Origin of the sequence: Streptomyces sp. WP-1 (assembly GCF_030450125.1) — a bacterium.
Lineage (GTDB): Bacteria > Actinomycetota > Actinomycetes > Streptomycetales > Streptomycetaceae > Streptomyces > Streptomyces incarnatus.
On record NZ_CP123923.1, the window covers coordinates 1,615,495 to 1,640,816 of the forward strand.

Consider the following 25,322-nt stretch of genomic DNA (forward strand, 5'->3'; position numbering starts at 1 on the left):
CTCAGGCGGGATCGGGGCGCATCCTGAAGTCGTAGCGGGCGGGCAGGGGTTCGTCGGTGAGCCGGGCCCACACCCGGTCGAGCACCTGGGAGCCCTCCCGCAGGTCGGCGACCTCGAAGCCCGTGTCGAACACGGCCCGCGCCTCGGCCCGTCGGCCCTCCGCGAGCAGCAACTGCGCCTCCAGCAGCCGGAACCGGCCGCGCTGCCGCACGGCCGGCGGCAGCCGGTCGAGGACGGCGCGGGCGTCCGCCGTCCGCCCGACCCGCAGCAGCGCTTCGAGCGTCTCGCGGCCGAGGGCGGCCCGCTGGGCGATCCGGTCCGCGTCCTCGGGGCGTCCCGCGCCGCACAGGTCGGTGAACGCGTCGGCGTACCGGTCGGCGGCCCGCTCGTGGTGGCCGTCGTCCGCGTCGGCGACGGCCAGGGCGCGCAGCAGCGGCCAGCGGGCGGGGGCGAGCGGCAGGGCGCGTTCCCAGCTGCGGACGGCCTGGGCGCGGTCGCCCGCGTGCCACTGGGCGATGCCGAGGTGGTACTCGGTGTGCCAGGTGGCGGGCGCGGTCTCCAGCAGGTCCCGCCAGTGCGGGGCGACCAGCGTCTCACCGGCCGGTTCCGGGCCGCGCGGGGCGGGCAGGCCGCCGGTGCGCAGCAACTCCCGCCAGGGTTCCTGGGCTTCGCCGAGCGTCGACTCGGGGAAGGGCGTGCCGGGCAGCTTCCGTCCGGCGCGCAGCACTTCGAGGGCGCCCCAGCCGGAGCCGGTGGCGAGGATCTCGCCGGGTTCGGTGTCGGCGTGCGCCCGCCACCGCGCGTACGCCTCCTCGACACGGGCCCGTGGCAGCACCGACTCCAGCCGCTCCTCGGCCTGCCGGACCGCGCCGGGCCACTCCCCCGCGGGCGAGCTGTCCAGCGGGCCGTACGCCTCCAGCCAGGACACCTCGCTCTCCGCGTCCAGGCGGACGTGCTCCAGCTGGGTGCGGGCGAGGCCCGCCTGGATCTCGCAGTAGCCGCCGGTGCCGGGCTCGGTGAGCCACCGCTGCCAGCGGCGCCCGCCGGGACCGCTGCCCCAGACGAACAGCTTGCGGCCGCGCAGCACATCGGTGGAGGTCTGCACCAGCCCGCGCCCGGCCGCGTCCAGCGCGGCGATCCAGCGGCGCCGGCCGTCCGGTACGTCGTAGAAGTAGTCGGCGGCGTAAGGGCTGTTGAGGGGGTACGTGCGGTCGATGCCCGCGTACGACGGGACGGGCACCCGGCGCAGCCGCCGCTCGTAGCCGAACTGCCAGGCCTCCTCGGCGGGGGCGAGGACCCGGACCTCCTCGGGCACCGCGATGTTGGACCACCAGTAGGCGGGCACCGGATGCTCGTGCGGGTTGCGGACGCGGACGCCGACGTACAGGAAGTCGGAGCCGTCGGGCAGCCACAGGTCGACCTGGAAGGGCAGGTCGCGCAGCCGCTCCCACTCCCACAGGCGCAGCATCTCCCCGCCGCCGGGGGCGGGCACGCGCGCGGCGTGCAGGGGCGCGCAGGAGAGGGTGGTGTGGCCGGTGGCGCCGATGTTCCACTCGATGCCGCCGGAGTACCAGGCGCCGTTGAGGGCGAAGTCGGCGGGCTGGAACACCGGGTTGCGGTACAGGAGTTCGCGTCCGGTCGGCAGGTGGAGCAGGGAGGCGACACGGCCGCCGAGGCCGGGCAGGACGGTGGCGCGCAGCCGGTCGTTCTCGATCACCAGGGCGTCGAGGGCGCGGGGTTCGCGGGTCCTGTCGTAGCCGTCGCGCAGGCGGACCGGGAGCAGGCTGCGCAGCGGCGCGTACCCGAGCCCGCGCGCCATGTCCCGGGGTATGTCCTCCCGGTCCCGGTCGTCGACGCGGTGGACCTCGTCGAGCGGGCGCAGCGGGGGCAGGGGGTTGTCCGGGCCCAACTCGGCGGCGGGCAGGGTCAGTACCTCACGTCGGATCCTTGTCACGACGACCATGGAACCCGGCGCGCGGTGACTCGGCCAGGGGAGCTGCCGGTCAGGATTGCGCAAAGGGCGCGAGGTTCCGGCGGGGTGGGCCGTCCGAGGTCAGGCGCGCATCTCGGCGGTGATCGCCCAGCGTTCGTGGTCCCGCCAGTCCCCGTCGATGTAGATCATCTTCGGGGAGAAGCCCTCCCGGCGGAATCCGGCGGCGCGGGCCAGCGCGATGGAGGCGGTGTTCTCCGGCTGGGCGTTGATCTCCAGGCGGTGCAGCCCGAGCGGGCCGAAGGCGTGGCCGATCACCAGGTCCAGGCCCTCGCGCATCAGGCCCCGCCCGGCGGCGTGCGCGAACGCGCCGTACCCGAGGGCGCCGCAGCGGAAGCCGCCCCGGACGATGTTGTTGACGTTGATGAACCCGGCGATGTCCCCGCCCTCGCGCTCGCACACCAGGAAGCCGGCCTTCGTGGGGTCGTCGATCAGCCGTCCGGCGTACTCGGCGTACGCGTCCTCGGCGTCCGGCGGGAACAGCCACGGGCGGTGCAGGTCCTTGCTCTCGCGGGCGCGCGCGGTGAACTCGGGGCCGTCCTGGAGGGTGAAGTGACGGATGCCCACCCGAGGGCCTTCGGCGAGATGGCGGGACGCGATGTGCGGCATCCGGCCAGCTTACGCGTCCCCTCTTGCCGGGTGTGATCAGCTCAGCGCGGGCTCCGCCAGTGTCAGCGTCCCCGCGTCCGCGTCCAGCTCGGCCTCGGCGCCGAACGGGATCGTCAGCGCGTCCGCGCAGTGCCCGAACCCCATCTCCTCGCAGACCGGCACCCCGAGCCCGCCGAGCCGGTCCGCGAGGACGGCGCGCACCTCCTCGTACGGTCCGCAGCGCTCCCAGGACCCGAGCCCGATCCCGGCGACCCCGTCCAGCCAGCCGGAGCGCAGCAGCTGGGTGAGCAACCGGTCGATGCGGTACGGCAGTTCGGTCACGTCCTCGATCATCAGCAGCCCGCCGCGCGCACCGGTGCGGGCGAGCGGGGTGCCGAGGTCGGCGGCGAGCCCGCCGAGGTAGCCGCCGAGGGTCACCCCGCGGGCGCGGCCGGGCACCAGCGCCGTTCCGGTCGTGGCGATGGTCCGTACCGTCTCGGGCGCGAACAGCGTGGCCTTCAGGTGCTCCTGCGCCCGGGTGCTCTTGATGAAGTCGATCCCGGCCGCCACCGGCCCGTACAGCGTGGCCAGGCCGAGGCGGGTGGCGAACGCCTGGTGCAGATGGGTGACATCGCTGAACCCGAGGAACACCTTCGGTCCGGCGGCGCGCAGCGCGTCCCAGTCGACCAGGTCGGCCGTGCGCTGGGCGCCGTAGCCGCCACGGGCACAGAGCACCGCGGCCACCGAGGGGTCGCACCAGGCGTTCTGGAGGTCCGCAGCCCGGTCGGCGTCGGTGCCCGCCAGGTAGCCCAACTCGGCGTGCCGGTCGAGGACATGGGGCATGACGACGGGGTCGAGGTCCCAGCCGCGCAGCACGTCGAGGCCGGCCTGGACGCGTTCCTCGGGCACGGGTCCGCTGGGGGCGACGACGGCCACCCGGGCGCCCGGGGCCAGCCTCGGCGGGCGGGTGAGGGGGTTCACCGGCGCAGCTCCAGCCGGGGGACACCGGGCACGTCCAGCCCGAACACCTGGGCGTACAGGGAGAGTTCGGCTTCCAGGGCGCGGATCATGGTGTCCGCCCTGCGGAACCCGTGCCCCTCCCCCTCGAAGGTGAGATAGGCGTGCGGGACGCCCTTGCCCTGGACGCGGGCGAGGAACTCCTCGCACTGCACGGGCGGGCAGATCACGTCGTCCAGGCCCTGGAGCATCAGGAACGGCACGGCGAGCCGGTCGGCGTGGCTCGCGGGCGAGCGCTCGGTGTAGCGGGTCGGCACCTCGGTGAACGGGCCGATCAGGGACTCCATGTAGCGCGACTCGAAGTCGTGGGTGCCGCCGGCGGCCCAGCTGGTCAGGTCCAGGACCGGGTAGAGGATGGTGCCGCACGCGTAGACATCGGTGGTGGTGAGGGAGGCAGCGGTGGTCCAGCCGCCCGCGCTGCCGCCCCGGATCGCGAGCCGCCCGGGGTCCGCGGTGCCCTCCTCGGCCAGCGCGCGGGCCACGGCCGCGCAGTCCTCGACGTCGACCACGCCCCACTGCTCGCGCAGCCGCTCGCGGTAGGCGCGGCCGTACCCGGTGGAGCCGCCGTAGTTGACCTCGGCGACGCCGATGCCCCGGGAGGTGAAGTAGGCGATCTCCAGGTCGAGGACGAGCGGCACCCTGCTGGTGGGGCCGCCGTGCGCCCAGATGACGTAGGGCGGCAACTCACCGTCGGGCGCGGTGTGTTCGGGGTGGTGCGGCGGGAAGACCTGGGCGTGCACCTCGCGGCCGTCGGGTCCGGTGAAGACGCGGATCTGCGGCTCGGGGTAGTAGGCGGGGTCCACCGGGTCCGCGTGGCGGGCGCCGACGGCACGGGCGCGGCCGGTGACGGTGTCCAGCTCGACCACCTCGTACGCGGTGCGCGGGCTGGCGCCGATGGCGGCGACCCGGCCGCCGTGCACGGCGAGGTTCGCGGCGAACTCGGTCCAGGGGCCGGCCGCGTCGACGATCTCCCCGGACTCCGGGTCCAGGATGCCGAGCACGGTCGAGCCCTTGCCGTGCACGACCGCGATCAGCCCGCTGTCCAGCGGTGCGAACCAGCGCAGGCCCAGCTGCCACAGCGGGCCGCCGAACTCCTCCTCGCGGGGGCACAGCGGGACGTCGTCGCGGTAGAGGTTCCACCAGCCGCCGCGGTCGCTGGAGTACAGGAGCCTGCCGTCCGGGGCCCACTCCACCTGGGCGACGGCCTCGTCCGCTCCCCCGGCGACGGTGTGCGCGCCCTGCAGGGTGCCGTCCGCGCCGACCTCGGCGACCCGCAGTTCGGTGCCCTCCCAGGGCATCCCCGGATGGTCCCAGGCGAGCCAGGCGGCGCGCCGGCCGTCCGGGGAGATCCGGGGCCCGGTGACGAACCGGTGCCGCTCCTCGGTGAGTTCGCGCACCGCGCCCCGGTCCTCGGCGGCCGAGCCGTCCAGCGGTACGGCGGCGAGGACGCGCCGGACGTCGTCGGGGTCGTCGCCGGTGTACTCCTCCAGCACGCACCACACCTCGCCCCGTTCGAGGTCGAGGTGCGGTTCCGCCCAGCGCAGTCCGCCCCCGGCCGGGGAGAGCGGGGTGAGCGGGCGGGGTTCGCCGCCGGGCTCGCAGCGGTAGAGCCGCTGGTCGGCGAAGTGGGCGAACACCACGAGGGGGGTGCCGCCGTGGATCTCGGCGGTCCAGGGCCGGCCGCCGTACTCGATGACACGGGTGCGCACGTTCCACGGCGCGGGCAGCAGCGATTCCTCGGTGCCGTCGGCGCGGCGCCGTATCAGCGCGCGGCGACCGCCCTCGCCGGGGCGGGGTTCGGTCCACCAGGTCTCGTCCTCGACGTAGCCCACCCAGTCCGGGCGGCCGTCGTGGGCGGCGGCGAGTGCCGCGTCGATGGGTGACGGCCAGCTGCCGTACGGCGTCTTGAGCATGTTGTCCTCCCCCAGTTCTGTCAGGCCGTGCGCAGGAAGCGGTCGAGGACATGGACGCCGAAGTGCAGCGCCTCGACGGGCACGCGTTCGTCCACGCCGTGGAACAGCGCCTGATGGTCGAGCCCTTCGGGCAGTTTCAGCGGTGCGAAGCCGTAGCCGGTGATGCCGAGCCGGGAGAACTGCTTGGCGTCGGTGCCGCCCGACATGCAGTACGGCACGACATGCCCTTCGGGCGCGAACTCCCCTACGGCGGCCCGCATCCGGTCGAAGAGCGCCGAGTCCACCGGTGCTTCGAGGGCGACCTCGCGGTGCGCGAACTCCCAGTCGACGTCCGGTCCGGTGAGCCGGTCGAGGGTGGCGGCGAACTCCTCCTCGCCGCCCGGCAGATAGCGTCCGTCGACATGGGCGACGGCCTCGCCCGGGATCACGTTCAGCTTGTAACCGGCTTCCAGCATCGTCGGGTTGGCGCTGTTGCGGACGGTCGCCTCGACCAGTGCGGCGGCCGGGCCCAGCTTCTCCAGCAGCCGGTCGACATCGCCGAAGTCGGCGTCGATGCCGTACAGCGCGGCGAGTTCGGCGAGCGCGGCGCGCACGGTCGGGGTGAGCCGGGCCGGCCACCGGTGCTCGCCGATGCGGGTGACGGCGGCGGCGAGCCGGGTCACCGCGTTCTCCCGGTTCACCTTGGAGCCGTGCCCGGCGCGGCCGCGCGCGGTCAGCTTGAGCCACCCGGTGCCGCGTTCCCCGGCCGCGATCGGGTAGATCTGCCGTCCGGCGCCGTCATGGAAGGTGAAGGCGCCGGACTCGCCGATGCCCTCGGTGCAGCCGTCGAACAACTCCGCGTGCGCGTCGGCGAGGAAGCCGGAGCCGTCCTCGGCGCTGGCCTCCTCGTCGGCGGTGAACGCGATGACCAGATCGCGGCGCGGCCGTACCCCCGTGCGGGCCCAGGAGCGGACGACCGCGAGGATCATCGCGTCCATGTTCTTCATGTCGACGGCGCCCCGCCCCCACACCACCCCGTCGCGGACCTCCCCGGAGAACGGGTGCACGCTCCAGTCGGCGGCCTCGGCGGGCACCACGTCGAGATGACCGTGGACCAGCAGGGCGTCGGCACCCGGCTCGGTGCCCTCGATCCGGGCGACCACATTGGTACGGCCCGGGGTGCGCTCCAGCAGCAGCGGTTCGAGGCCGGCGCCGGCCAGCCGCTCGGCCGCGTACTCGGCGGCGGGCCGCTCCCGGCAGTCGCCGCCGCCCCGGTTCGTGGTGTCGATCCGGATCAGCTCCGAGGTGAACTCCACGACCTCGTGGAGGGACTGCGGGTCAGCCATACTGCTCCTCCACGGCGCTGGAGACGATCGTGGTGACCGCCTTGAACGTCCGGATGCCCTCGTACATGGTGGCGCTGGTGTACGCCACCTTCCGCTCGCCGATGCGCGCGACGCCCGGGACCACGGTCGCGGCCATCGCCAGATGTTCGGCGTCGAACTCCACGGCGACGGTGAACGGCCCCGCCTCCACGGGCGCGTGGCGCACGGCGAGCCGGGCGGCCTCCTTGGCGGCGGCGCGGATGTCGGCGGCGGTGCGGGCCGGGGTGCGGCAGACGGCCGCGTACCGCGACACATGGTCCTTGACGGCGACCTTCAGCGCCTCGGGCGCGTAGCCGAGCGCGTCCTCGCAGGCCACGTCGTCGCCGGTGACGAGGACGACGGGGACGCCGTACTCGCCGACGACATGCGCGTTGAGCAGACCCTCGCTGGCGCGTTCGTCGTTCAGCCAGACGCCGGTGATCTGGTTGGCGAGGTAGGTGTGGGCGAGCACGCCCTCCATCCCGGCGCCCGCGTGGTAGCCGATGAAGGCGATCCCGTCGACGTCCCCGTGCTGGACGCCCTCCACCATGGACAGCGCCTTGTGCCGCCCGGTGAGCATCTCCGCCCGCTCGTCCAGCTGTTCGAGCAGCAGATTGCGCATCGTCCAGTGGGCCTCGTTGACGAGCACCTCGTCGGCGCCGCCGTCGAAGAAACCCTGCACGGCGGCGTTCACGTCCGAGGTGAACATCCCCCGGCACCGCTCCCACTGCGGCGTCCCCGGCAGCACGTCCGCCGGCCAGGTGACACCGGTGGCCCCCTCCATGTCGGCACTGATGAGGATCTTCATGGAGCGTCACGTTACGCGCTGCGGGGGTCCCCGGCTACACATGCCACGAACCTCGCCCCGGTGGCTTCTTACCGCCGGTCAGGGGGCCTGCGGCGCTCCGCGGGCGAGGCTCGGCCGCAGCTAGCGCCCCGCGAGCACGAACCAGCGGGCCGGCAGGTCGATACGGGTGCCGTCGGTGAGGTGCTCGGTCTGCGGGAGGACGGTGTCGCCCTCGGCGAGGACGGTCAGACCGGCCTCCCCGAGCAGGCGGGGGATCTCGCCCTCGTCGGCGTCGGCGGGCTTGAGGTGGTGGTGGAAGACGCGCTGGAGCTTGGGCGGCGGGCCGGACGGCTCCGCGGCGGCGCGCCCGAGGACATCGCGGGAGGCGGGGGTCAGCTCCACGACGAAGGCGCGGCCCGCGCCGCCGATCAGCGTGGCGACGGCGGCGGCGACCGCGGGGCGCGCGGCGGGCTCGCTCTGGTGGATGACGGCACGCATGTAGACGTTGCAGTCGCCGAGCCGGTCGTGCAGGGCCTTGACCGCGTCGCCGTCGGTCAGGTCCAGCTGTTCGAACTCCACGGGCGCGTCCCCGGCGGCGCGCCGGGCGTGTTCGACGGCCGCGTGCGAGAGGTCGACGCCGACGGCGCGGGCGAACCTGGTGGCCAGATAGCGGGTCTGGGTGCCGTTGCCGCAGCCGAGGTCGACTATGGTGCGGGCCGGGTCCGCGTGCGGCAGGAGCAGCGCGGAGTGCGGCTTAGCGGTCAGCGAGGGGTCCGAGTCCCAGATCGCCTCGCCCGGAGCGTCGGAGGTCTCGCTCCAGTAACTCTCCCAGTTGCCGCGGTAGTTGTCCGAAACGTTCATACGCTCTCCCACGATCGGTTGCCGTGATCGGGATATCGCGCGGACCGGGGTGCGGGCAAGAGCCGGGCGGCCACCTTCACCGGACGTACCGATGGCTCTCGCCGGTTCAGTGGCTTCCCGTGACCGACTGTTCGAACCAGACCGTCTTACGGTGCCCGCTGCCGCTCGCGCCCCATTCGCGGGCGAGCCTGCTGACCACGCGCAGCCCGCGCCCGTACTCGTCCCGGGGTCCGGCGGCGATCATCGCGGGCAGGGTGGGCTCGTCGTCGGTGACCTCGAACAGCAGCGCGTCGGTGCGCACCACCCGCAGCCCGATCCGGTCGCCCTCGGCATGCCGTACGGCGTTGGTGACGACCTCGCTCACCAGCAGTTCGGCACTCTCCACCGGCTCCGGCAGCCCCCAGGCGAGGAGTTGCTCGCGGACCAGGCGGCGGGCCCGGCCCACCTCGCGGGCATCGTTGTCGAGCCGCCACTCGGCGACGTGTTCGGCGGGGATGCCGTTGAGCCGGGCCATGAGCAGGGCGACGTCGTCCTTGCGGCCGCCCCGGGTGTTGAGGGCGCGGATGATGGTGTCGCAGGCGTCGTCCATGGAGGCGGCGGGGTGTGCGGCGGACTCGCAGAGCGCGGCGAGGCCCTCGCCGATGTCCGAGCCGCGCACCTCGACCAGCCCGTCGGTGCACAGCACCAGCCGGTCCCCGGGCGCGACCCGGATCCGGGCCGCCTCGAACGGGACGCCGCCGACGCCGATGGGCGCGCCGGTCGGCAGGTCGAGCAGCTCGCTGCCGCCGTCCTCGGCGCGCACCACCACCGGCGGGATGTGCCCGGCGTTGGCGAGGGTGACCTCGCCGCGGATCGGGTCGTAGACCGCGTACAGACAGGTGGCGAGGTAGTTGTCGCCGAGCCGGCGGGCCAGGTCGTCCAGATTGCGCAGGAGCTGGGCGGGCGGGGTCTCCATCGTGGCCATGGTCTGTACGGCGGTGCGCAACTGGCCCATCATCGCGGCCGAGTTGAGGCCGTGGCCCATGACGTCGCCGACGACGAGGGCGGTCCGGGAGCCGGGCAGCTTGATGGTGTCGAACCAGTCGCCGCCGATCCGTCCGAGCAGGGTGCCCGGAAGGTAGCGAGTGGCCACGTCGCACCCGGCCATTCGCGGGGTGACCTGCGGGAGCATGCTGTCCTGGAGGGTGTCGGCGACGTTCTCCTGGTACGTGTACATGCGCGCGTTGTCGAGCACGAGGCCCGCGCGGGCGGCGAGTTCGGCGCCGGTGGTGCGGTCCATGTCGTCGAACTCGGGCCGGTCGGGGCGGCGCATCAGCACCATGAAACCGAGGACGACATTGCGCGCCTTGAGCGGCACGATCAGCAGGGAGCGGCCGCCGATCAGCGGCCTGAGGTCGCGCTTCTCGAACTCCCCGGAGATCCGCTCGGACAGCTCGCCGGTGACCTGCGGGATGAGCACCGGGTCGCCGGCGACCATGCACTTGTAGAACGGGGTGTGCTCGGGGAAGGCGAAGGCCTCGCCGACCGGCACGGTGTCGTCCCAGCGGCCCGGTTCGTCGTTGTGCTCGACCCACACACGGAACATGACGGTGCTGGCGTCGGGCGGTCCGTCCGGGAAGCCCTCGCCCGCGAGGACGGCCGCGCGCAGATGGGTGCCGGCGAAGTCGGCGAAGCGGGGCACGGCGGCGCTGGTGACCTCGCGGATGGTCTCGCCGAGGTCGAGCGAGGAGCCGATGCGGGAGCTGACCTCGTTGAGGAATTCGAGGCGTTCACGGACGGCGGCGTATTCCAGGTCCTGCTCGGCGCCCGCGGGTACTGCGGTCACGACGGGCGTGCGCTGGCGCGGTACGCGGCTCTCGGCGGCCTCGACGGGGGCGCGGCCGAGACGGCGGGGCACGCCCCAGTACGGGGTCACCGGGACCCGTTCGAACTGGCTGAACTCCAGCACGGGGTAGCCCAGTTCGAGGACCTGGGAGACGATGCGGCCGCTGAGTCCCGGGCCCATGTTGGGCAGGATCTCCGGCAGCCGCCGTTCCAGTTCGTCGAAGGCGGGCAGCTCGGTGTGGCGGGCGAAGCCGGGCGCGATGCGTTCGGCGGTCTCGTCATCGTAGCCGCGCTCCTCGCGCAGCCGGACGGCGTCGGCGGCGAGCACCAGCAGCCGGGCGGGTCCCGGGCCGACCAACGGGTAGGCCCACCACAGCACATCGAGCCGCTCGGGGTCGGGCACCGGACCGCCGTCCGGGTGCGGCACGTCGTCCGGATGCGGCCCGTCGTCCGTCTCCCGTGGCCGGGGTGCGGACAGGTGGGCGCGGCCGGCCGTGGCGAAGGAGGTCTGGCCGCCGAGGGACGCCTCCAGGTCGGGGCCCGGGACCAGGTCGTCGTCGTCCGAACCGCCGTACTCAGCGCCGCCGTTCGGCTCCCCGTCGTACGCCTCGTAGGCGTCCGGCATGGGCTCGTCCCGGAGTCGGTCGGGCAGGGCGCCGGAGACCGGCAGCAGATCGCCCGCGGGGCGTCCGACGGCGTCCTCGCGGGCCACGCCGAACAACCGCCGTGCCCCGCTGCTCCAGTGGGAGACCAGGCCGTCACGGTCCACGACGATCACGGCAAGCGGAATCCGGCCCGCGTCGGTGTCGGCGGCGCCGCGCCCGGGAGACGTGTCCCGCTCGCTGCCACGCTCCATGGCCCAGGCCCCTTCTCCCCACGGCTGTTCGCAAACGATCTGTGCCGCCTGGCCACTACGGTACGGCGGCGGCCGGTCGCGATGTGTGGCAATCCGGGAATTGGTTTCACATGATCGCACCGGCGCGCGGCCCGGCACCAGGGCGGGCGCCGCCTCAGTCCTCGTGCCCCAGCTGGAGGTCCCGTTCCGTGCGGCCGCCGCCCGCGACCTGGAGAACCGTGGCGACCGGCGGGTAGCCCGCGGCGATGACCGTGTACTCGCCGGAGGACAGATCCACGAAGCGGAAGGCGCCGTCCGCTCCTGTGGTGAGGGTGTCCACGACGTTGCCCGCGGCGTCCAGAAGGGTGACCCGGGCGTCCTCCACGACCCGCCCCCCGCTCGCGCGCACGACGCCCCGCAGCACGGCGCCGCCCGCGAGTTCGACGTCCTGCCGGGTCTCCCGGGACGCCTGCACGCTGACCGGGAGGGCGGCCGGGCGGAAGGCGGGGGCGCTGGCGGCGAGGGTGTACTCGCCCGCGACCAGCTCCGTGATGACGTACCCGCCCTCGCGGCCGCTGCGGGTGGTGGCGACGACCTCGCCGTGCACATTGGTGAGCGTGACGGTGGCGTCCCGTACGGGAGTGCCGTCGGCGGTGAGCACGCTGCCCGCGAGCCGCCCGGCGCCGCCGAGGACGACGTCGAGCTCCACGGGCCGCTCGCCGACGGTGACGGAGACGGCCTGCGGCTGGTGGCCCCCGGCGGCGGCGATCAGGACGTACGACCCGGAGCCGGGCGTGCTCAGCGCGTACCGCCCGTCGTCGCCGCTCGCGCCGCGGCCGATCTGCTGTCCGGTGACGTCGATGAGGGTGAGCGCGGCGCGGGGCACCACGGTGCCGTCGGGGTGCTGCACGGTGCCGCACACCGGGATCCCGGCGGCGTACGCGCGGGGTTGCGGGACGGAGGTGTGCGCGCTGTCGGGGTCGGATTCGGTGGCGTGGTGGGACACCAGGGGTTTCTCCTTGAGGAAGAAGGCGATGAGGAGGCCGAGGACGAGCACCGGGACCAGGTACAGGAAGATCCGGGGCATGGCGTCGGCGTACGCGCGGACGTAGGCGTCGCGCAGGGCCGGGGGCAGGGCGTGGACCAGCTGCGGGGTGAGCGACTCGGGGTCGGGCAGCCGGGCGCCGGCGCGCGGGGGCAGCTCCCGGCGCAGGGCGCGGGCGAGCCGGTTCGCGAAGAGGGTGCCGAAGACGGCGGCGCCGACGCTGCCGCCGATCTGCCGGAAGTAGTTGTTGGCGCTGGTGGCGGTGCCGAGGTCGGCGGGGCGCGCCGAGTTCTGCACGGCGAGGACGAGGACGGGCATCACCAGGCCGATGCCCGCGCCCAGTACGGCCATCCAGATGCTGTACTGGAGCCGGGAGGTGTCGGCGTCGAGGCGGGAGAGCAGCCACATCCCGGCGACGGAGACGGCGCTGCCGAGCACGGGGTAGATCCTGTAGCGCCCGGTGTGGCTGATGAGCTGGCCGGACAGCAGGGAGGCCACGACGATGCCGGCCGTCATGGGCAGCATGAGCAGCCCGGAGCCGGTGGCGCTGGCCCCGTCGACCATCTGGAGGAAGGTCGGCAGATAGCTGGCCGCGCCGAACAGGGCGACACCGATGACGAGGCCGACCAGAGAGGTGACGTTGAAGACGGAGTCGCGGAACAGCCGCAGCGGGATGAGGGGTTCGGCGGCGAAGCGCTCGGCGACGAGGAAGAGCACGGTGGCGGCGAGCGCGCCCGCGCCGAGGCCGAGGATCTGCCGGGACCCCCACGCGTACTCGGTGCCGCCCCAACTGGTCAGCAGCACCAGGCACGTCGAGGCGGCGGCGAGCAGCAGGGTGCCCGACACGTCCAGTCGGCCGCGCACTTCGGGCCTGGGCAGCTTGAGGACGGCGGCGACCACGACGAACGTGACCAGTCCGAAGGGCACGTTGACGTAGAAGCACCAGCGCCAGGAGAGGTGGTCGGTGAAGTAGCCGCCGAGCAGGGGGCCGGCGACGGAGGCGACTCCGAAGGCGGCGCCGATCAGGCCCATGTAGCGGCCGCGCTGCCGGGGCGGCACGATGTCGGCGATGATCGCCTGCACACCGATCATGAGCCCGCCCGCGCCGACGCCCTGGAGGGCGCGGTAGGCGATCAACTGGTCCATGCTGCCCGCGCGTCCGGCGAGCGCGGAGCCGAGGACGAAGACCGCGATGGCGAACAGGAAGACGCCCTTGCGGCCGAAGAGGTCGCCGAGCTTTCCGTACAGCGGCAGGCCGATGGTGGAGGTCAGCAGGTAGGCGGTGATCGCCCAGGACATCCGGTCCAGGCCGTGGAGTTCGCCGACCACCTTGGGCAGGGCGGTGGCGACGATCATCTGGTCGAGGGCGGCCAGCAGCATGGCCAGCATCAGCCCGAGGAAGACCAGCCGCACCCGGCGCGGGCTCAGCGAGGCGGCGGCGCCAGGCGCCGGGGTCCCGGGACCGCCCGCCGCGCGGTGCGCCGCGTCGTCCGCCGGGGGTTCGTCCACGGCACCCTCGGCGGCCTTCCGGGCCGTGGGCAGCAGCACGAGTGTGTCGTGATCCACCAGAGTCGTCCCGCCCACGTGCCGCTCCCCTCGTCGCCGTCATCGCGGCTGTCGTACCCGTGCAATTTCTCGCGCGAGGCGACAACTACGAACAACAGCGGTGGGTTACGGGGCGGTTCCCGGTGGGCGGGACTTCCACTCGAACCGGTGAAGGGGCGACCCCTGCGGGGGCCCAACGCCCCTTCACCGCGCGGAGGTTGGGACTACTTCTCGACCTCGGTGGCGAGCCGGGCGAGCACGGCGTCGTAGATGCGGCCGAGGCCCTTGGGGGCGAAGGTCCGCTCGAAGAAGCCGCCGATGCCGCCGGCGCCCTTCCAGGTGCTGGTGACGACGACGCGGGCCCTGCCCTCGCCCGCGGGGGTCACGCGCCAGGTGGTGACCATGGTGGAGTTGCGGTCCTTCTCGACCAGCTCGCCGTCGGTGGGCTCGCTCACCTCCAGCAGGCAGTCGCGCACCCGCTTGCTGGTGGCCTGGAGCTTCCAGTGGACGAGGGTGCCCTCGCCGTCACCGCCCTCGCGCACCTCGTACTCGCTGAACTGCTCGGGCAGCAGCTTCTGCCGGGTGCCGCGGTAGTCGGCGAGGGCGTCGAGCACCTTCTCCGCGTCCGCCGCGACGACCCGCTCCGTAGTGGCCTCGACCTGCGCCATTGCGTTCCTCCAGGACCTGATTGCTCGGGGTTGGGAAAAGCCAACCACCCCGGGTCCCGGCCGCCCAAATCGGGGGGTGTGCCGGGGCCCGGGACGGGGGGCGGGTCCGGGTGCGCACGATCATGGGAACAGATGTTCTATTGTGACGGCGAGTGCTACCGAGGAGGACGGCTCATGCGCTGGGACAGCCTCACCGACGAGCCGGTCGAACACGGCCGGACCCCCGACGCCGCCCTGTTCGGCGCGGACGCCGTGACCACCCGCACCTTCGACACGCCCGAATTTCGAGGAATCACCTTCCATGAGGTCCGGGCGCGCTCGGTGCTGAACCGGGTGCCGGGCGCCTCCCGGATGCCGTTCGAATGGACGGTGAACCCGTACCGGGGCTGCTCGCACGCGTGTGTGTACTGCTTCGCGCGCAAGACGCACGGCTATCTGGACCTGGACACCGGCATCGGTTTCGACACCCAGATCGTGGTCAAGGTGAACGCCCCGGAGGTGCTGCGCCGCCAGCTGGGCTCCGGCCGCTGGCGGGGCGACCACGTGGCCATGGGCACGAACGTGGACTGCTACCAGCGCGCCGAGGGCCGCTACCGGCTGATGCCGGGCATCATCTCCGCCCTCACGGAGCACGCGAACCCGTTCTCGATCCTGACCAAGGGCACGCTCATCCTGCGCGACCTGGACCTGCTGGTGCGCGCGGCGGAGGTGACGGACGTCGGGATCTCGGTCTCGGTCGGCTTCCTGGACACCGGGCTGTGGCGCACCGTGGAGCCGGGCACGCCCGCGCCCGAGCGGCGCCTCGACGTCGTACGCGTCCTCGGCGAGCACGGCATCGGCTGCGGTGTCCTGATGGCGCCGGTGATCCCGTTCCTGAGCGACCGTCCGGAGCAGCTGCGGGCGACCGTCGAGGCCATCGCGGCGGCCGGGGCGACCTCGGTGACCCCGCTGGTGCTGCACCTGCGGCCCGGCGCGCGGGAGTGGTTCATGGCCTGGCTGGCCGAGCACCACCCGTATCTGGTGGGCCGATACGAGCGGATGTACGCCGGCGGGTCCTACGCGCCGACCTGGTACCAGCGCCGGATCACCCGTCAGGTGCACGAGCTGGCGCGGGAGTACGGCATCGGGCCCACGCGCGCGGGCGCGGCCCGCCGGATCCGCCCCGTGGAGCCCGCGCCGGTGCCCGAGGCGGCCGAGCCGACGCAGCTCACCCTGATGTGAAACCCCCTCGGGAGCGTTCGGGGGCTTCGCGCGGGCAATTCGAGCGCTTCAGGCGGGCAATAGGGTCAACTATCGGCGCAACACGTTCTCCGGGGGCCTCGCATCGGGACGATGCGGCGAGGACCGCGATCGCGCGGTCCGCTCGACCTCTCCGTCCCGGGAGGACCCATGAGAAGACGCGCAGCCGTGCTGTGCGCGGCCGCCGCCGTCCTGGCGGGCTCGCTGACCGGAATGCCGGCGCAGGCCGCCGCGCCCGCGCCGCTCACCTGGAAGAAGTGCGCCACCGGCGACTATCCGACGCTCGAATGCGCGTCGCTGAAGGTGCCGCTCAACCACGCGGACCCGGCGGGCCGGCAGATCACGCTCGCCCTGTCCCGCGTCCCGCACACCGCGGCGGCCTCGCAGGGCCCGCTGCTGGTCAACCCCGGCGGCCCCGGCGGCAGCGGGACCACGCTCGCCGGTTTCGTCGCCTCGGCGCTGCCGAAGGAGGTGGCGGCGCGGTACGACGTGATCGGCTTCGACCCGCGCGGGGTCGGCCGCAGCAGCCCGGCCCTCGACTGCGTGCCCGGCCACTTCGAGCCGGTGCGCCCCGACACCGTGCCCGCCACCCCCGCACTCGAACAGGCGAACCTGGAGCGCGCGCGGTCCTTCGCCGCGGCGTGCGGCAAGCGGTACGCCGATGTGCTGCCGTACATGGACACCGTCAGCAGCGCGCAGGACATGGACAGCATCCGCGAGGCCCTCGGCGCGTCGCGGATCAGCTACTTCGGCTACTCGTACGGCACCTACCTCGGCGCGGTGTACGCCAGGCTGCACCCCGACCGGGTCCGCAGGCTGGTGCTGGACTCGATCGTCGACCCGACCGGGGTCTGGTACGCGGACAACATCGGCCAGGAGCGGGCCTTCGACGACCGGCACCGCGCGCTGATGGCCTGGATCGCCAAGTACGACGCGACGTACGGGCTCGGCAAGGACCCCGCCAAGGTCGAGGCCGCGTGGTACGCGATGCGGGCGGACCTGGCGAAGAAGCCGGCCGGGGGGAGGGTGGGCGCGTCCGAGCTGGAGGACACGTTCATGCCGGGCGGCTACTACAACGGCTACTGGCCCTATCTCGCCGAGGCGTTCGCCTCCTACGTGCACGACGGGAAGACCGAGCCGCTGGTGGAGGCGTACGACGACTTCGCCGGCGTGGACTCCTCCGGCGACAACGGCTACAGCGTGTACACGGCCGTGCAGTGCGGGGACACCGCCTGGCCGCGTGACTGGGCGCGCTGGCGGCAGGACGCGTGGGCGGTGCACGAGAAGTCGCCGTTCATGGCCTGGAACAACACCTGGTACAACGCGCCGTGCATGTACTGGCCGACGGGCCGCGCCCGGCAGCCGAGCGTGGCCAACGCCGAGCTGCCGCCGACGCTGCTCTTCCAGGCGACGGACGACGCGGCCACCCCGTACGCCGGCGGCGTCGCGGTCCACCGGCTGCTGACCGGCTCCAGCCTCGTGGTCGAACAGGGCGGCGGCAACCACGGCATCACCCTGAGCGGCAACTCCTGCCTGGACGGCTACCTCTTCGCCTACCTGGCCGACGGCAAGGTGCCCCGCTCCTCCGGTCCGGCCGACGCGGTCTGCGCCAAGTCCCCGGACCCGACGCCCCTCGCGTCCAAGGCGGCGTCGACGGCCTCGCGCGGATCGATCCTGCACGGGCTGCTGGGGTTCCGGAGCTGAGGGTGCCCTGACGGGGGCGGCCGGGGGCATCGCCGAGTGATGCTCTCGGCACCGGCGTTGTCAGTGGTCTCCGCACCGGCGTTGTCAGTGGTGTGGTCCATGACGGGGCTCATGACCGAACCGATCAGGATCGCCGCCCCCGCCGGTGTCGCCCCCGCGGCGCAGTACAGCCATGTGGTCGCGGCGACGGGCCGCCTGGTCGCCGTCTCCGGCCAGCCGGCCCTGGACGAGAACGGCGAGCTGGTCGGCCCCGGCGACCCCGTGGCCCAGGCCCGGCAGGTCTTCGCGAACCTGAGCCGCTGCCTGGCCGCGGCGGGCGCGGGCTTCGAGCACGTGGTGAAGCTGACGTACTTCGTCACCGACATGGCCCACCTGCCGGCCGTCCGTGCCGCCCGGAGCGCCCACATACCCGACGACCGCCTCCCGGCCTCCTCCGCGATCCAGGTGGCCGGACTGGTCTCCCCGGACTTCCTGATGGAGGTCGAGGCGCTGGCGGTGCTCCCGGAGACCGGGTCCACGGCCTGACACGCCCCGCTCCGCGCCCGTTTCACACCCGTTTCACCCACACGGATTCCCGGGAGTTCGGGGTACACGGGATCCATGGAAAAACCGCATCTTCCAGGACGCAGGGACCGCGACGACGGCGAGCCGGAATCCCGGGTGCCGACGCCCGAGGAGGCCGGGCCGGGGCCGGAGGTGGAGAAGAGGGCGCCGCGGTCGCCGGCACAGCTGCCGAAGGGCGCCTGGCGGGCCGTCCTCAAGGGGAGCATCAAGGAGTTCCAGAAGGACGAGCTGACCGACCGGGCCGCGGCGCTGACCTACTACTCGGTGCTGGCCCTGTTCCCCGCGCTGCTGGTGCTGGTGGCGCTGCTCGGCATCACCGGGCGCTCGACCACCGACCGGCTGCTGCACAGCATCCGGCAGCTCGCCCCCGGCTCCGCACGGGACGTGCTCACCCGGACCGTGGAGCAGCTTCAGAACAGCGCCGGGACGGGATCGATCCTGGCGATCGTCGGCCTCGTCGTGGCCCTGTGGTCGGCGTCCGGCTACGTCGGCGCCTTCATCCGCACCGCGAACGCCGTGTACGACGTGCCGGAGGGCCGCCCGATCTGGAAGGTGCTGCCGGTACGCATCGGGGTCACCGCGGTGCTGATGCTGATCGCGCTGGTCTGCTCCGTGATCGTGGTCTTCAGCGGCGGCCTGGCCCGGCACGTCGGGCAGGCGCTGCACATGGGGGACGCGGCGCTGACCGCGTGGTCGATCGCCAAGTGGCCGGTGCTGGTCGTCCTGGTCGTCCTGATGATCGCCATCCTGTACTGGGCCTGCCCGAACGCGAAGGTCCGGGGCTTCAAGTGGATCACCCCGGGCAGCCTGCTGGCCCTGCTCATCTGGATGGTGGCCTCCGCCGGCTTCGCGCTCTACGTGGCGAACTTCGCGTCGTACAACAAGACCTACGGCGCCATGGCCGGCATCATCATCTTCCTGATCTGGCTGTGGATCAGCAATCTGGCGATCCTGCTGGGCCTGGAGTTCGACGCCGAGACCGCCCGGCAGCGGGCCATCGCCGGCGGTCATCCGCCCGAGTCCGACGCGCCGTACGCCGAGCCGCGTGACACGGAGGCATGGGACGAGGAAGACGTCCGCCGTATGAAAGACAGCTGATCGCCGCCCGCGCGCCCGGTGCGCGGGGGCGGTGCGCGGGACGTGCCCCCACTGCTCCTTGCCCGCTCCCCCGCACTGCTGTCAACCTCGGCCTCGGGCCACTGTGCGCACGGTGTGTCAATGATCGGTGACACCACGCAGTCGGCAAGAGGGGGCAGCCGCATGGTGATCCAGTCCAGGGGCGTGGTGGCCGCGATGGCCGGCGTGGCGGTGCTGGCCGCCGCGTCGGCCGCGACCGCGACGGCCGCCCAGACGGCGCGGCCGGCCGGCGCCGCCGCCTCGTGCGGTACGAGCGTCGATCCCAACACCCGGATCCCGAGCGGCCGTCGGCACACCGGCCCCGCCCTGCGGATCGGTGGCGCCAGGGTCGAGGTGCGCTACGGCAACGCGAAGCAGGGCGCGCCGTACTACGTCTGGGCGGCGGTCTCCGGCGCGGGCAAGGGCGACACGGTCACCCTGGAGTGGGACGTCGACTACGGCTCGTGGGCGGACTTCGGCGTCTGCTCGGCGACCGTGCACTCGGGCGGCGCGCAGAACACCCGCGCGGTCGCGTATGTGCACGGCAAGGGCTGGCACCTGGAGGCGCAGGCCTGCGGACGGCACGCCGGGCACCGGGCGTGCACCGCGTACTGGCCCTGATCGCACAAGCCGCGGGCCGGGCGCCGAACCGCCCGGCCCGCCATCAAAGCCCGACAGGCCCGACAGGCCCGAGCGCCGCCCCTCGTCGACCCGCGTCGATGCGCCGTCAGCCGGTCCGCTTCTCCTTGGGCAGCCGGGCCAGCGCGTGCACCGCCGCCTCCGCGAGCGACGGATGGGCGAGGGCCTCCGTGAGGACCCGCCGGGCGCGGACGTCGCCGAGGGCACCGAGGCCCTCCACGCAGGCGAGGGAGACCCGCCGGTACGGATCGTGCGGGCGCAGCCGGCGCTCCAGGGTGGTGATCAGCGCGGGCACGGACTCGGGGGCGCGCAGCACGACCAGGAGCCGTACGGGGTGCAGGGCGTAGGCGACGCGGAGTTCGTTGGTGGCGAGGGCGGCGGCCGCGCGGGCGGTGCGGGGGTCGCCGAGCCGGGCCAGCGCGTGCGCGGCGCCCGCGCAGCGCGGGGGGTCGCGGTGGTTGAGGAGGAGCACCAGGGACTCGAAGGCGCGCCGGTCGCCCGCGCGCCCGAGCCGGAAGGCGGCCAACTCCCTTGCCCACAAAGGCTGTCCGGGCGCGGTGAGGACCTCCGCCAGCTCGTCCAGGTCCCCGGTCGCCAGCAGGGCGTCGAAGGCCGCCGAGCCCCCCGACTCCTGCCGTAAGCGTTCCGTGACCGATCGCAACTCTTCGTCCACGGCATCAGGTTAAGCATGTTGCCGTGGCAACGGGAGGCACCTGGCGCACAAAGAACCCTTCCGGGGACTGGCGCGCTCGTTACCCACCGGTTAAGCTCATACGAGCGAGCAACCCTCTCGCACTCCGCTGGTGACGGTCTGGTGACGCGGCCGTCGCGGGCAAGGAACGGTTCGGTACACCGGGTGCGCCTCGTGCGCCAAGTACCGGGAGTACGACCCGGCTTCGGGACAGAGCCGGTCGGAAGACATCGCCGCCGCCGGGCGTGTGCACGCCCGTCGGCACCTGCACCGGGCGTGTGCGCTCGTCAGCCCGGCAACACCCGCACTCCTTCGCGCTCCGCGGTGCACCCTCGGCGCACCCGGCGCTTCCTCGTCGTCACCCTCATACCTGGAGTCCCGCGATGGCCACTCCCCTGTCCGACACCCCTCTGTCCCTCAAGAAGATCGCCGTCGTCGGCCTCGGCACGATGGGCACCGGCATCACCGAGGTCCTCGTGCAGGCCGGCCGCGAGGTCGTCGGCATCGACATCGGCGAGGCCCAGGCCGCCCGCGCGCTGGCCGCCCTGGAGACCTCCACCGCCCGCTCCGTCGAGCGCGGCCGGCTGACCGGGGCCGAGCGCGCGGACGCCCTCTCCCGCTTCCGTACCTCCACCGACCTGGCCGCGGCGGCCGACGCCGACCTCGTGATCGAGGTGGTCCCGGAGTCGTACGAGATCAAGCACCAGATCTTCCGTGAACTGGACGGCGTGGTCCGCCCGGAGACCATCCTCGCCACCGGCACCAACGCGCTGTCGGTGACCCGGCTCGCCGCCGACTCGGCCCGCCCCGAGCGCGTGCTCGGACTGCACTTCTTCAACCCGGCCCCGGCGATGAAGCTGGTGGAGGTCGTCTCCTCGGTGCTGACCGCGCCGCAGGTCGTCGCCGCCGTCACGGATCTCGCGCTGGAACTGGGCAAGGAGCCCGTCGCGGTCGGCGACCGCCCCGGCTTCGTCGCCGACGGCCTGCTGTTCGGCTACCTCAACCAGGCCGCCGCGATGTACGAGGCCCACTACGCCTCCCGCGAGGACATCGACGCGGCGATGCGGCTGGGCTGCGGCCTGCCGATGGGCCCGCTGGCGCTGCTCGACCTGATCGGCATCGACACCGCGCGCACCGTCCTGGACGCCATGTACGCCGAGTCCCGCGACCGGCTGCACGCGCCCGCCCCGATCCTCAAGCAGCTCAGCGAGGCGGGCCTGACCGGCCGCAAGTCCGGGCGCGGCTTCTACACCTACGAGGCGCCGGGCAGCGCCACCGTGGTGCCGGACCCGCTGACCCCGGCGGCGGACGGCACCGGCGTCCCGGGCCGCGAGGTCCGCTCGGTGGGCGTCGCCGGCTCCGGCACCATGGCCTCCGGCATCGCCGAGGTGTTCGCCAAGGCGGGCTACGACGTCGTCCTGGCCGCCCGCAGCGAGGAGAAGGCCGAGGCCGCCAAGGCCCGGATCGGCACGTCGCTGGCGCGCTCCGTGGACAAGGGCCGGCTGACCGCCGAGGCGGCCGCGCAGACCCTGGAGCGGATCACCCCGGCCGGTTCCTACGACGCGTTCGCGGACGTCGACCTGGCCGTCGAGGCGGTCGCCGAGGACCTGGAGGTCAAGCGGCAGCTCTTCCAGACGCTGGACAAGGTCTGCAAGCCCGGCGCGGTGCTCGCCACCACCACCTCCTCGCTGCCCGTCGTCGCCTGCGCCCGCGCCACCTCACGCCCGCAGGACGTGATCGGCATGCACTTCTTCAACCCGGCCCCGGCCATGAAGCTGGTCGAGGTGGTGCGCACGGTGCTGACCGCCGACGATGCGCACGCCACCGTCCGCGAGGTCTGCCGCAAGGTCCGCAAGCACGCGGTGGACTGCGGCGACCGGGCCGGCTTCATCGTCAACGCGCTGCTGTTCCCGTACCTGAACAACGCGGTCAAGATGGTCGAGGAGCACTACGCGACGCTGGACGACATCGACGCGGCGATGCGGCTCGGCGGCGGCTACCCGATGGGCCCGTTCGAACTGCTGGACGTGGTCGGCCTGGACGTCTCGCTGGCCATCGAGAAGGTGCTGCACCGCGAGTTCCGCGACCCCGGTCTCGCCCCGGCCCCGCTCCTGGAGCACCTGGTGGCCGCGGGCTGCCTCGGCCGCAAGACCGGCCGCGGCTTCCGCGAGTATGCCCGCCGCTGACGGCGTCGGCGACTGGTCCACCGCGGAGACGGACGCGGAGACGGACTGGGGCGGGCTGCTCGGCCCCGCCATGGCGCCCCCGCCAGGCCCTTCGGGTCCTGGCGGGGCAAACCGGACTCCCGCACATGGCAGCGCGTCCATGCAGTACGTTCGGGTCATGTCCCAGCCCGCCAAGTCCTCACGTACACCAGCTACGCCCGACGCGCCGGAAAGTGCCGCAGGCGGTCGCGCCGCCGCCCAGCGGCTCAAGATGCGCCGAGAACTGGCGGCCGCCGCCATGGAGCTGTTCGCGACCAAGGGGTACGAGGCCACCACCGTCGACGAGATCGCGGCGGCGGCCGGAGTCGCCCGCCGCACCTTCTTCCGTCACTTCCGCTCCAAGGAGGAGGCGATCTTCCCGGACCACGACGACACCCTGGTCCGCGCCGAGGCGGTCCTCAACGCCGCTCCGGCGCACGAGCACCCCCTGGACACGGTGTGCCGGGGCATCAAAGAGGTCATGAGGATGTACGCGGCGCACCCGGACATCTCGGTGGCCCGCTACCGGCTCACGCGCGAGGTGCCCACCCTGCGCGAGGCCGAGATCGCCTCCGTCGCCCGCTACGAGCGCCTGTTCACCCGCTATCTGCTCGGCCACTTCGACGAGCGCGCGCACGCGGACGACGCCAACGACGATCCGCTGCTGGCCGAGGTCGCCGCCTCCGCCGTCGTCACCGCGCACAACCATGTGCTGCGGCGCTGGCTGCGCGCGGACGGCCAGGGCGATGTGGAGGCGCAGCTCGACCACGCGTTCGCGATCGTCCGCAAGACCTTCGGCACCGGCATCGGCGCCGGACGGAGCACGGCCGCCCGGCCGGCCGCCACCGCCCCGGCGACGGTCTCCCCGCACGGCGAGGTGCTCGTCACCGTCGCCCGTACCGACGCCCCCCTCGAAGAGGTCATGCGCACCATCGAGGAGGCGCTGAAGGAGCGCTGAACCCGCTCCCTCACCGCTCCGACACCGCTCCACCGCTGTGACGACGGCCACCCCTCGGGGTGGCCGTTTTGCCATGTCAGGGGCGCTTTTCGCGCGGATTCCGGGGGCCGTTCGATCGATCATCGCTCATTGGTTACGTAAAGATTTCATCTGAGAGGAACTTCTGGCACTCAGTGCCTTGTCACCTGACACGCGGTGTCATACGTTGAAGAGGTCCGGGCGGCCGGCGAGCAGCGACCATTCGTTCGCCGGCTGTCCCCGAGGGCCTCATGGCCCGCGCGCCCGGACGCCTGCGTCACAGGCAACCTCCCGCGCCACAAAGCGCTGCCGAAGCACCACCGGGCCGAACCGACGGCACGTTCCACAAACCCTCAGCAGCACGCACCCCCGCACCGACGAACCCTCAAGCGCCCCTCCCTCAGGGCGCTCACCGCCGGAGGCAATACCGTGACCGTGAAGGACATCCTCGACGCGATCCAGTCGAAGGACGCGACGTCCGCCGACTTCGCCGCACTGCCGCTCCCCGAGTCCTACCGGGCGATCACCGTGCACAAGGACGAGACGGAGATGTTCGCGGGCCTGAGCACCCGCGACAAGGACCCACGCAAGTCGATCCACCTGGACGACGTGCCCGTGCCCGAGCTCGGACCGGGCGAGGCCCTGGTGGCCGTGATGGCCTCCTCGGTCAACTACAACTCGGTGTGGACCTCGATCTTCGAGCCGCTGTCCACGTTCGGGTTCCTGGAGCGCTACGGCCGCACCAACGAGCTGGCCAAGCGGCACGACCTGCCGTACCACATCATCGGCTCCGACCTCGCGGGCGTCGTCCTGCGCACCGGCCCCGGGGTCAACGCCTGGAAGCCCGGCGACGAGGTCGTGGCCCACTGTCTCTCCGTCGAGCTGGAGTCCTCCGACGGCCACAACGACACGATGCTCGACCCCGAGCAGCGCATCTGGGGCTTCGAAACCAACTTCGGCGGCCTCGCCGAGATCGCCCTGGTCAAGTCCAACCAGCTGATGCCGAAGCCGGACCACCTCAGCTGGGAGGAGGCCGCCGCCCCCGGTCTGGTCAACTCCACCGCCTACCGCCAGCTGGTGTCCCGCAACGGCGCCGGCATGAAGCAGGGCGACAACGTCCTCATCTGGGGCGCGAGCGGCGGACTCGGCTCGTACGCCACGCAGTTCGCGCTGGCCGGCGGCGCCAACCCGATCTGTGTCGTCTCCAGCGACCAGAAGGCGGACATCTGCCGGTCGATGGGCGCCGAGGCGATCATCGACCGCAACGCCGAGGGCTACAAGTTCTGGAAGGACGAGACCACCCAGGACCCCAAGGAGTGGAAGCGCTTCGGCAAGCGCATCCGCGAGCTCACCGGCGGCGAGGACATCGACATCGTCTTCGAGCACCCCGGCCGCGAGACCTTCGGCGCCAGCGTCTTCGTCACCCGCAAGGGCGGCACCATCACCACCTGCGCCTCCACCTCGGGCTACATGCACGAGTACGACAACCGCTACCTGTGGATGTCCCTGAAGCGGATCATCGGCTCGCACTTCGCCAACTACCGCGAGGCCTGGGAGGCCAACCGCCTCATCGCCAAGGGCAAGATCCACCCGACCCTGTCGAAGGTGTACTCCCTGGAGGACACCGGCCAGGCCGCCTACGACGTCCACCGCAACCTGCACCAGGGCAAGGTCGGCGTCCTGTGCCTCGCCCCCGAGGAAGGCCTCGGCGTGCGCGACGAGGAGCTGCGGGCCCAGCACATCGACGCCATCAACCGTTTCCGGAACATCTGA

19 protein-coding genes are annotated in these 25,322 nt (G+C 72.9%); 8 read left to right on the forward strand and 11 right to left on the reverse strand.

From position 1 onward, the window contains the following. Position 1: 1 nt before the first annotated feature. From QHG49_RS06845 to QHG49_RS06895, 10 genes are all read right to left on the reverse strand, one after another. Entirely contained in the window at positions 2-1,963 is a 1,962-nt protein-coding gene (locus QHG49_RS06845; RefSeq protein WP_301487836.1) for a DUF5107 domain-containing protein, read from the reverse strand. A gap of 90 nt (positions 1,964-2,053) precedes the next feature. Then, positions 2,054-2,599 (reverse strand): GNAT family N-acetyltransferase, encoded by a 546-nt coding sequence (locus tag QHG49_RS06850; RefSeq protein WP_159706333.1) that lies wholly within the window; start codon positions 2,597-2,599, stop codon positions 2,054-2,056. Positions 2,600-2,635: 36 nt separating this feature from the next. Continuing rightward, positions 2,636-3,559 (reverse strand): LD-carboxypeptidase, encoded by a 924-nt coding sequence (locus QHG49_RS06855; protein WP_301487838.1) that lies wholly within the window; start codon positions 3,557-3,559, stop codon positions 2,636-2,638. Next, positions 3,556-5,508, reverse strand: a complete 1,953-nt coding sequence (locus QHG49_RS06860; protein WP_301487839.1) for an LpqB family beta-propeller domain-containing protein — start codon at positions 5,506-5,508, stop codon at positions 3,556-3,558. Before QHG49_RS06860 ends, QHG49_RS06855 begins: the two co-directional genes overlap by 4 nt. Before the next feature lie 20 nt (positions 5,509-5,528). Then, positions 5,529-6,833 carry a M20/M25/M40 family metallo-hydrolase gene (locus QHG49_RS06865; protein ID WP_159706327.1) on the reverse strand — a complete coding sequence of 435 codons (1,305 nt, stop codon included), beginning with the start codon at positions 6,831-6,833 and terminating at the stop codon, positions 5,529-5,531. Further along, the gene (locus QHG49_RS06870; protein ID WP_301487840.1) at positions 6,826-7,659 is read right to left on the reverse strand and encodes a M55 family metallopeptidase; all 834 of its coding nucleotides are present in this window, start codon (positions 7,657-7,659) and stop codon (positions 6,826-6,828) included. Before QHG49_RS06870 ends, QHG49_RS06865 begins: the two co-directional genes overlap by 8 nt. Positions 7,660-7,779: 120 nt before the next feature. Beyond that, complete coding sequence (locus QHG49_RS06875) at positions 7,780-8,499, reverse strand: class I SAM-dependent methyltransferase (RefSeq protein ID WP_145486314.1); 720 nt, start codon at positions 8,497-8,499, stop codon at positions 7,780-7,782. A gap of 106 nt (positions 8,500-8,605) precedes the next feature. Continuing rightward, positions 8,606-11,179: a SpoIIE family protein phosphatase gene (locus tag QHG49_RS06880; protein WP_370530435.1), complete on the reverse strand. Its 2,574-nt coding sequence runs from the start codon at positions 11,177-11,179 to the stop codon at positions 8,606-8,608. Positions 11,180-11,333: 154 nt separating this feature from the next. Further along, positions 11,334-13,787 carry an MFS transporter gene (locus QHG49_RS06890; protein ID WP_370530436.1) on the reverse strand — a complete coding sequence of 818 codons (2,454 nt, stop codon included), beginning with the start codon at positions 13,785-13,787 and terminating at the stop codon, positions 11,334-11,336. Positions 13,788-13,972: 185 nt separating this feature from the next. Beyond that, the gene (locus QHG49_RS06895) at positions 13,973-14,416 is read right to left on the reverse strand and encodes an SRPBCC family protein (RefSeq protein WP_145486316.1); all 444 of its coding nucleotides are present in this window, start codon (positions 14,414-14,416) and stop codon (positions 13,973-13,975) included. A 174-nt stretch (positions 14,417-14,590) separates the two neighbouring features. Here QHG49_RS06895 and QHG49_RS06900 point away from each other — a divergent pair, with 174 nt between their 5' ends. From QHG49_RS06900 to QHG49_RS06920, 5 genes are all read left to right on the forward strand, one after another. Then, entirely contained in the window at positions 14,591-15,637 is a 1,047-nt protein-coding gene (locus QHG49_RS06900) for an Rv2578c family radical SAM protein (protein ID WP_301487845.1), read from the forward strand. A gap of 168 nt (positions 15,638-15,805) precedes the next feature. After that, on the forward strand, positions 15,806-17,359 hold the full coding sequence (locus QHG49_RS06905; RefSeq protein WP_301487846.1) for an alpha/beta hydrolase: 1,554 nt from the start codon (positions 15,806-15,808) through the stop codon (positions 17,357-17,359). A gap of 111 nt (positions 17,360-17,470) precedes the next feature. After that, positions 17,471-17,884 carry a RidA family protein gene (locus QHG49_RS06910; RefSeq protein ID WP_301487847.1) on the forward strand — a complete coding sequence of 138 codons (414 nt, stop codon included), beginning with the start codon at positions 17,471-17,473 and terminating at the stop codon, positions 17,882-17,884. A 75-nt stretch (positions 17,885-17,959) separates the two neighbouring features. Continuing rightward, complete coding sequence (locus QHG49_RS06915) at positions 17,960-19,021, forward strand: YihY/virulence factor BrkB family protein (protein WP_301487849.1); 1,062 nt, start codon at positions 17,960-17,962, stop codon at positions 19,019-19,021. 162 nt (positions 19,022-19,183) lie between these two features. Then, on the forward strand, positions 19,184-19,660 hold the full coding sequence (locus QHG49_RS06920; protein WP_301487851.1) for a hypothetical protein: 477 nt from the start codon (positions 19,184-19,186) through the stop codon (positions 19,658-19,660). Between the two features lie 106 nt (positions 19,661-19,766). Here QHG49_RS06920 and QHG49_RS06925 read toward each other — a convergent pair whose 3' ends face one another. Next, positions 19,767-20,351 carry an adenylosuccinate lyase gene (locus QHG49_RS06925; RefSeq protein WP_301487853.1) on the reverse strand — a complete coding sequence of 195 codons (585 nt, stop codon included), beginning with the start codon at positions 20,349-20,351 and terminating at the stop codon, positions 19,767-19,769. 401 nt (positions 20,352-20,752) lie between these two features. On the opposite strand from QHG49_RS06925, the gene QHG49_RS06930 reads away from it, so the two are divergent. From QHG49_RS06930 to ccrA, 3 genes are all read left to right on the forward strand, one after another. After that, complete coding sequence (locus QHG49_RS06930) at positions 20,753-22,555, forward strand: 3-hydroxyacyl-CoA dehydrogenase family protein (protein WP_301487855.1); 1,803 nt, start codon at positions 20,753-20,755, stop codon at positions 22,553-22,555. A 139-nt stretch (positions 22,556-22,694) separates the two neighbouring features. After that, complete coding sequence (locus QHG49_RS06935) at positions 22,695-23,531, forward strand: TetR family transcriptional regulator (protein ID WP_186337690.1); 837 nt, start codon at positions 22,695-22,697, stop codon at positions 23,529-23,531. 453 nt (positions 23,532-23,984) lie between these two features. Further along, the gene (ccrA, locus tag QHG49_RS06940; protein ID WP_301492728.1) at positions 23,985-25,322 is read left to right on the forward strand and encodes a crotonyl-CoA carboxylase/reductase; all 1,338 of its coding nucleotides are present in this window, start codon (positions 23,985-23,987) and stop codon (positions 25,320-25,322) included.

Bases quoted from the DNA above. Each gene is read 5' to 3' on its own strand.
- QHG49_RS06865 (WP_159706327.1), bottom strand. From the start codon at position 6,833: ATGGCTGACCCGCAGTCCCTCCACGAGGTCGTGGAGTTCACCTCGGAG.
- QHG49_RS06915 (WP_301487849.1), top strand. From the start codon at position 17,960: ATGGAAAAACCGCATCTTCCAGGACGCAGGGACCGCGACGACGGCGAG.
- QHG49_RS06870 (WP_301487840.1), bottom strand. From the start codon at position 7,659: ATGAAGATCCTCATCAGTGCCGACATGGAGGGGGCCACCGGTGTCACC.
- QHG49_RS06895 (WP_145486316.1), bottom strand. From the start codon at position 14,416: ATGGCGCAGGTCGAGGCCACTACGGAGCGGGTCGTCGCGGCGGACGCG.
- QHG49_RS06935 (WP_186337690.1), top strand. From the start codon at position 22,695: ATGCAGTACGTTCGGGTCATGTCCCAGCCCGCCAAGTCCTCACGTACA.
- QHG49_RS06880 (WP_370530435.1), bottom strand. From the start codon at position 11,179: ATGGAGCGTGGCAGCGAGCGGGACACGTCTCCCGGGCGCGGCGCCGCC.
- QHG49_RS06930 (WP_301487855.1), top strand. From the start codon at position 20,753: ATGGCCACTCCCCTGTCCGACACCCCTCTGTCCCTCAAGAAGATCGCC.
- QHG49_RS06860 (WP_301487839.1), bottom strand. From the start codon at position 5,508: ATGCTCAAGACGCCGTACGGCAGCTGGCCGTCACCCATCGACGCGGCA.
- QHG49_RS06910 (WP_301487847.1), top strand. From the start codon at position 17,471: ATGACCGAACCGATCAGGATCGCCGCCCCCGCCGGTGTCGCCCCCGCG.
- QHG49_RS06845 (WP_301487836.1), bottom strand. From the start codon at position 1,963: ATGGTCGTCGTGACAAGGATCCGACGTGAGGTACTGACCCTGCCCGCC.
- QHG49_RS06905 (WP_301487846.1), top strand. From the start codon at position 15,806: ATGAGAAGACGCGCAGCCGTGCTGTGCGCGGCCGCCGCCGTCCTGGCG.
- QHG49_RS06920 (WP_301487851.1), top strand. From the start codon at position 19,184: ATGGTGATCCAGTCCAGGGGCGTGGTGGCCGCGATGGCCGGCGTGGCG.
- QHG49_RS06900 (WP_301487845.1), top strand. From the start codon at position 14,591: ATGCGCTGGGACAGCCTCACCGACGAGCCGGTCGAACACGGCCGGACC.
- QHG49_RS06850 (WP_159706333.1), bottom strand. From the start codon at position 2,599: ATGCCGCACATCGCGTCCCGCCATCTCGCCGAAGGCCCTCGGGTGGGC.
- QHG49_RS06875 (WP_145486314.1), bottom strand. From the start codon at position 8,499: ATGAACGTTTCGGACAACTACCGCGGCAACTGGGAGAGTTACTGGAGC.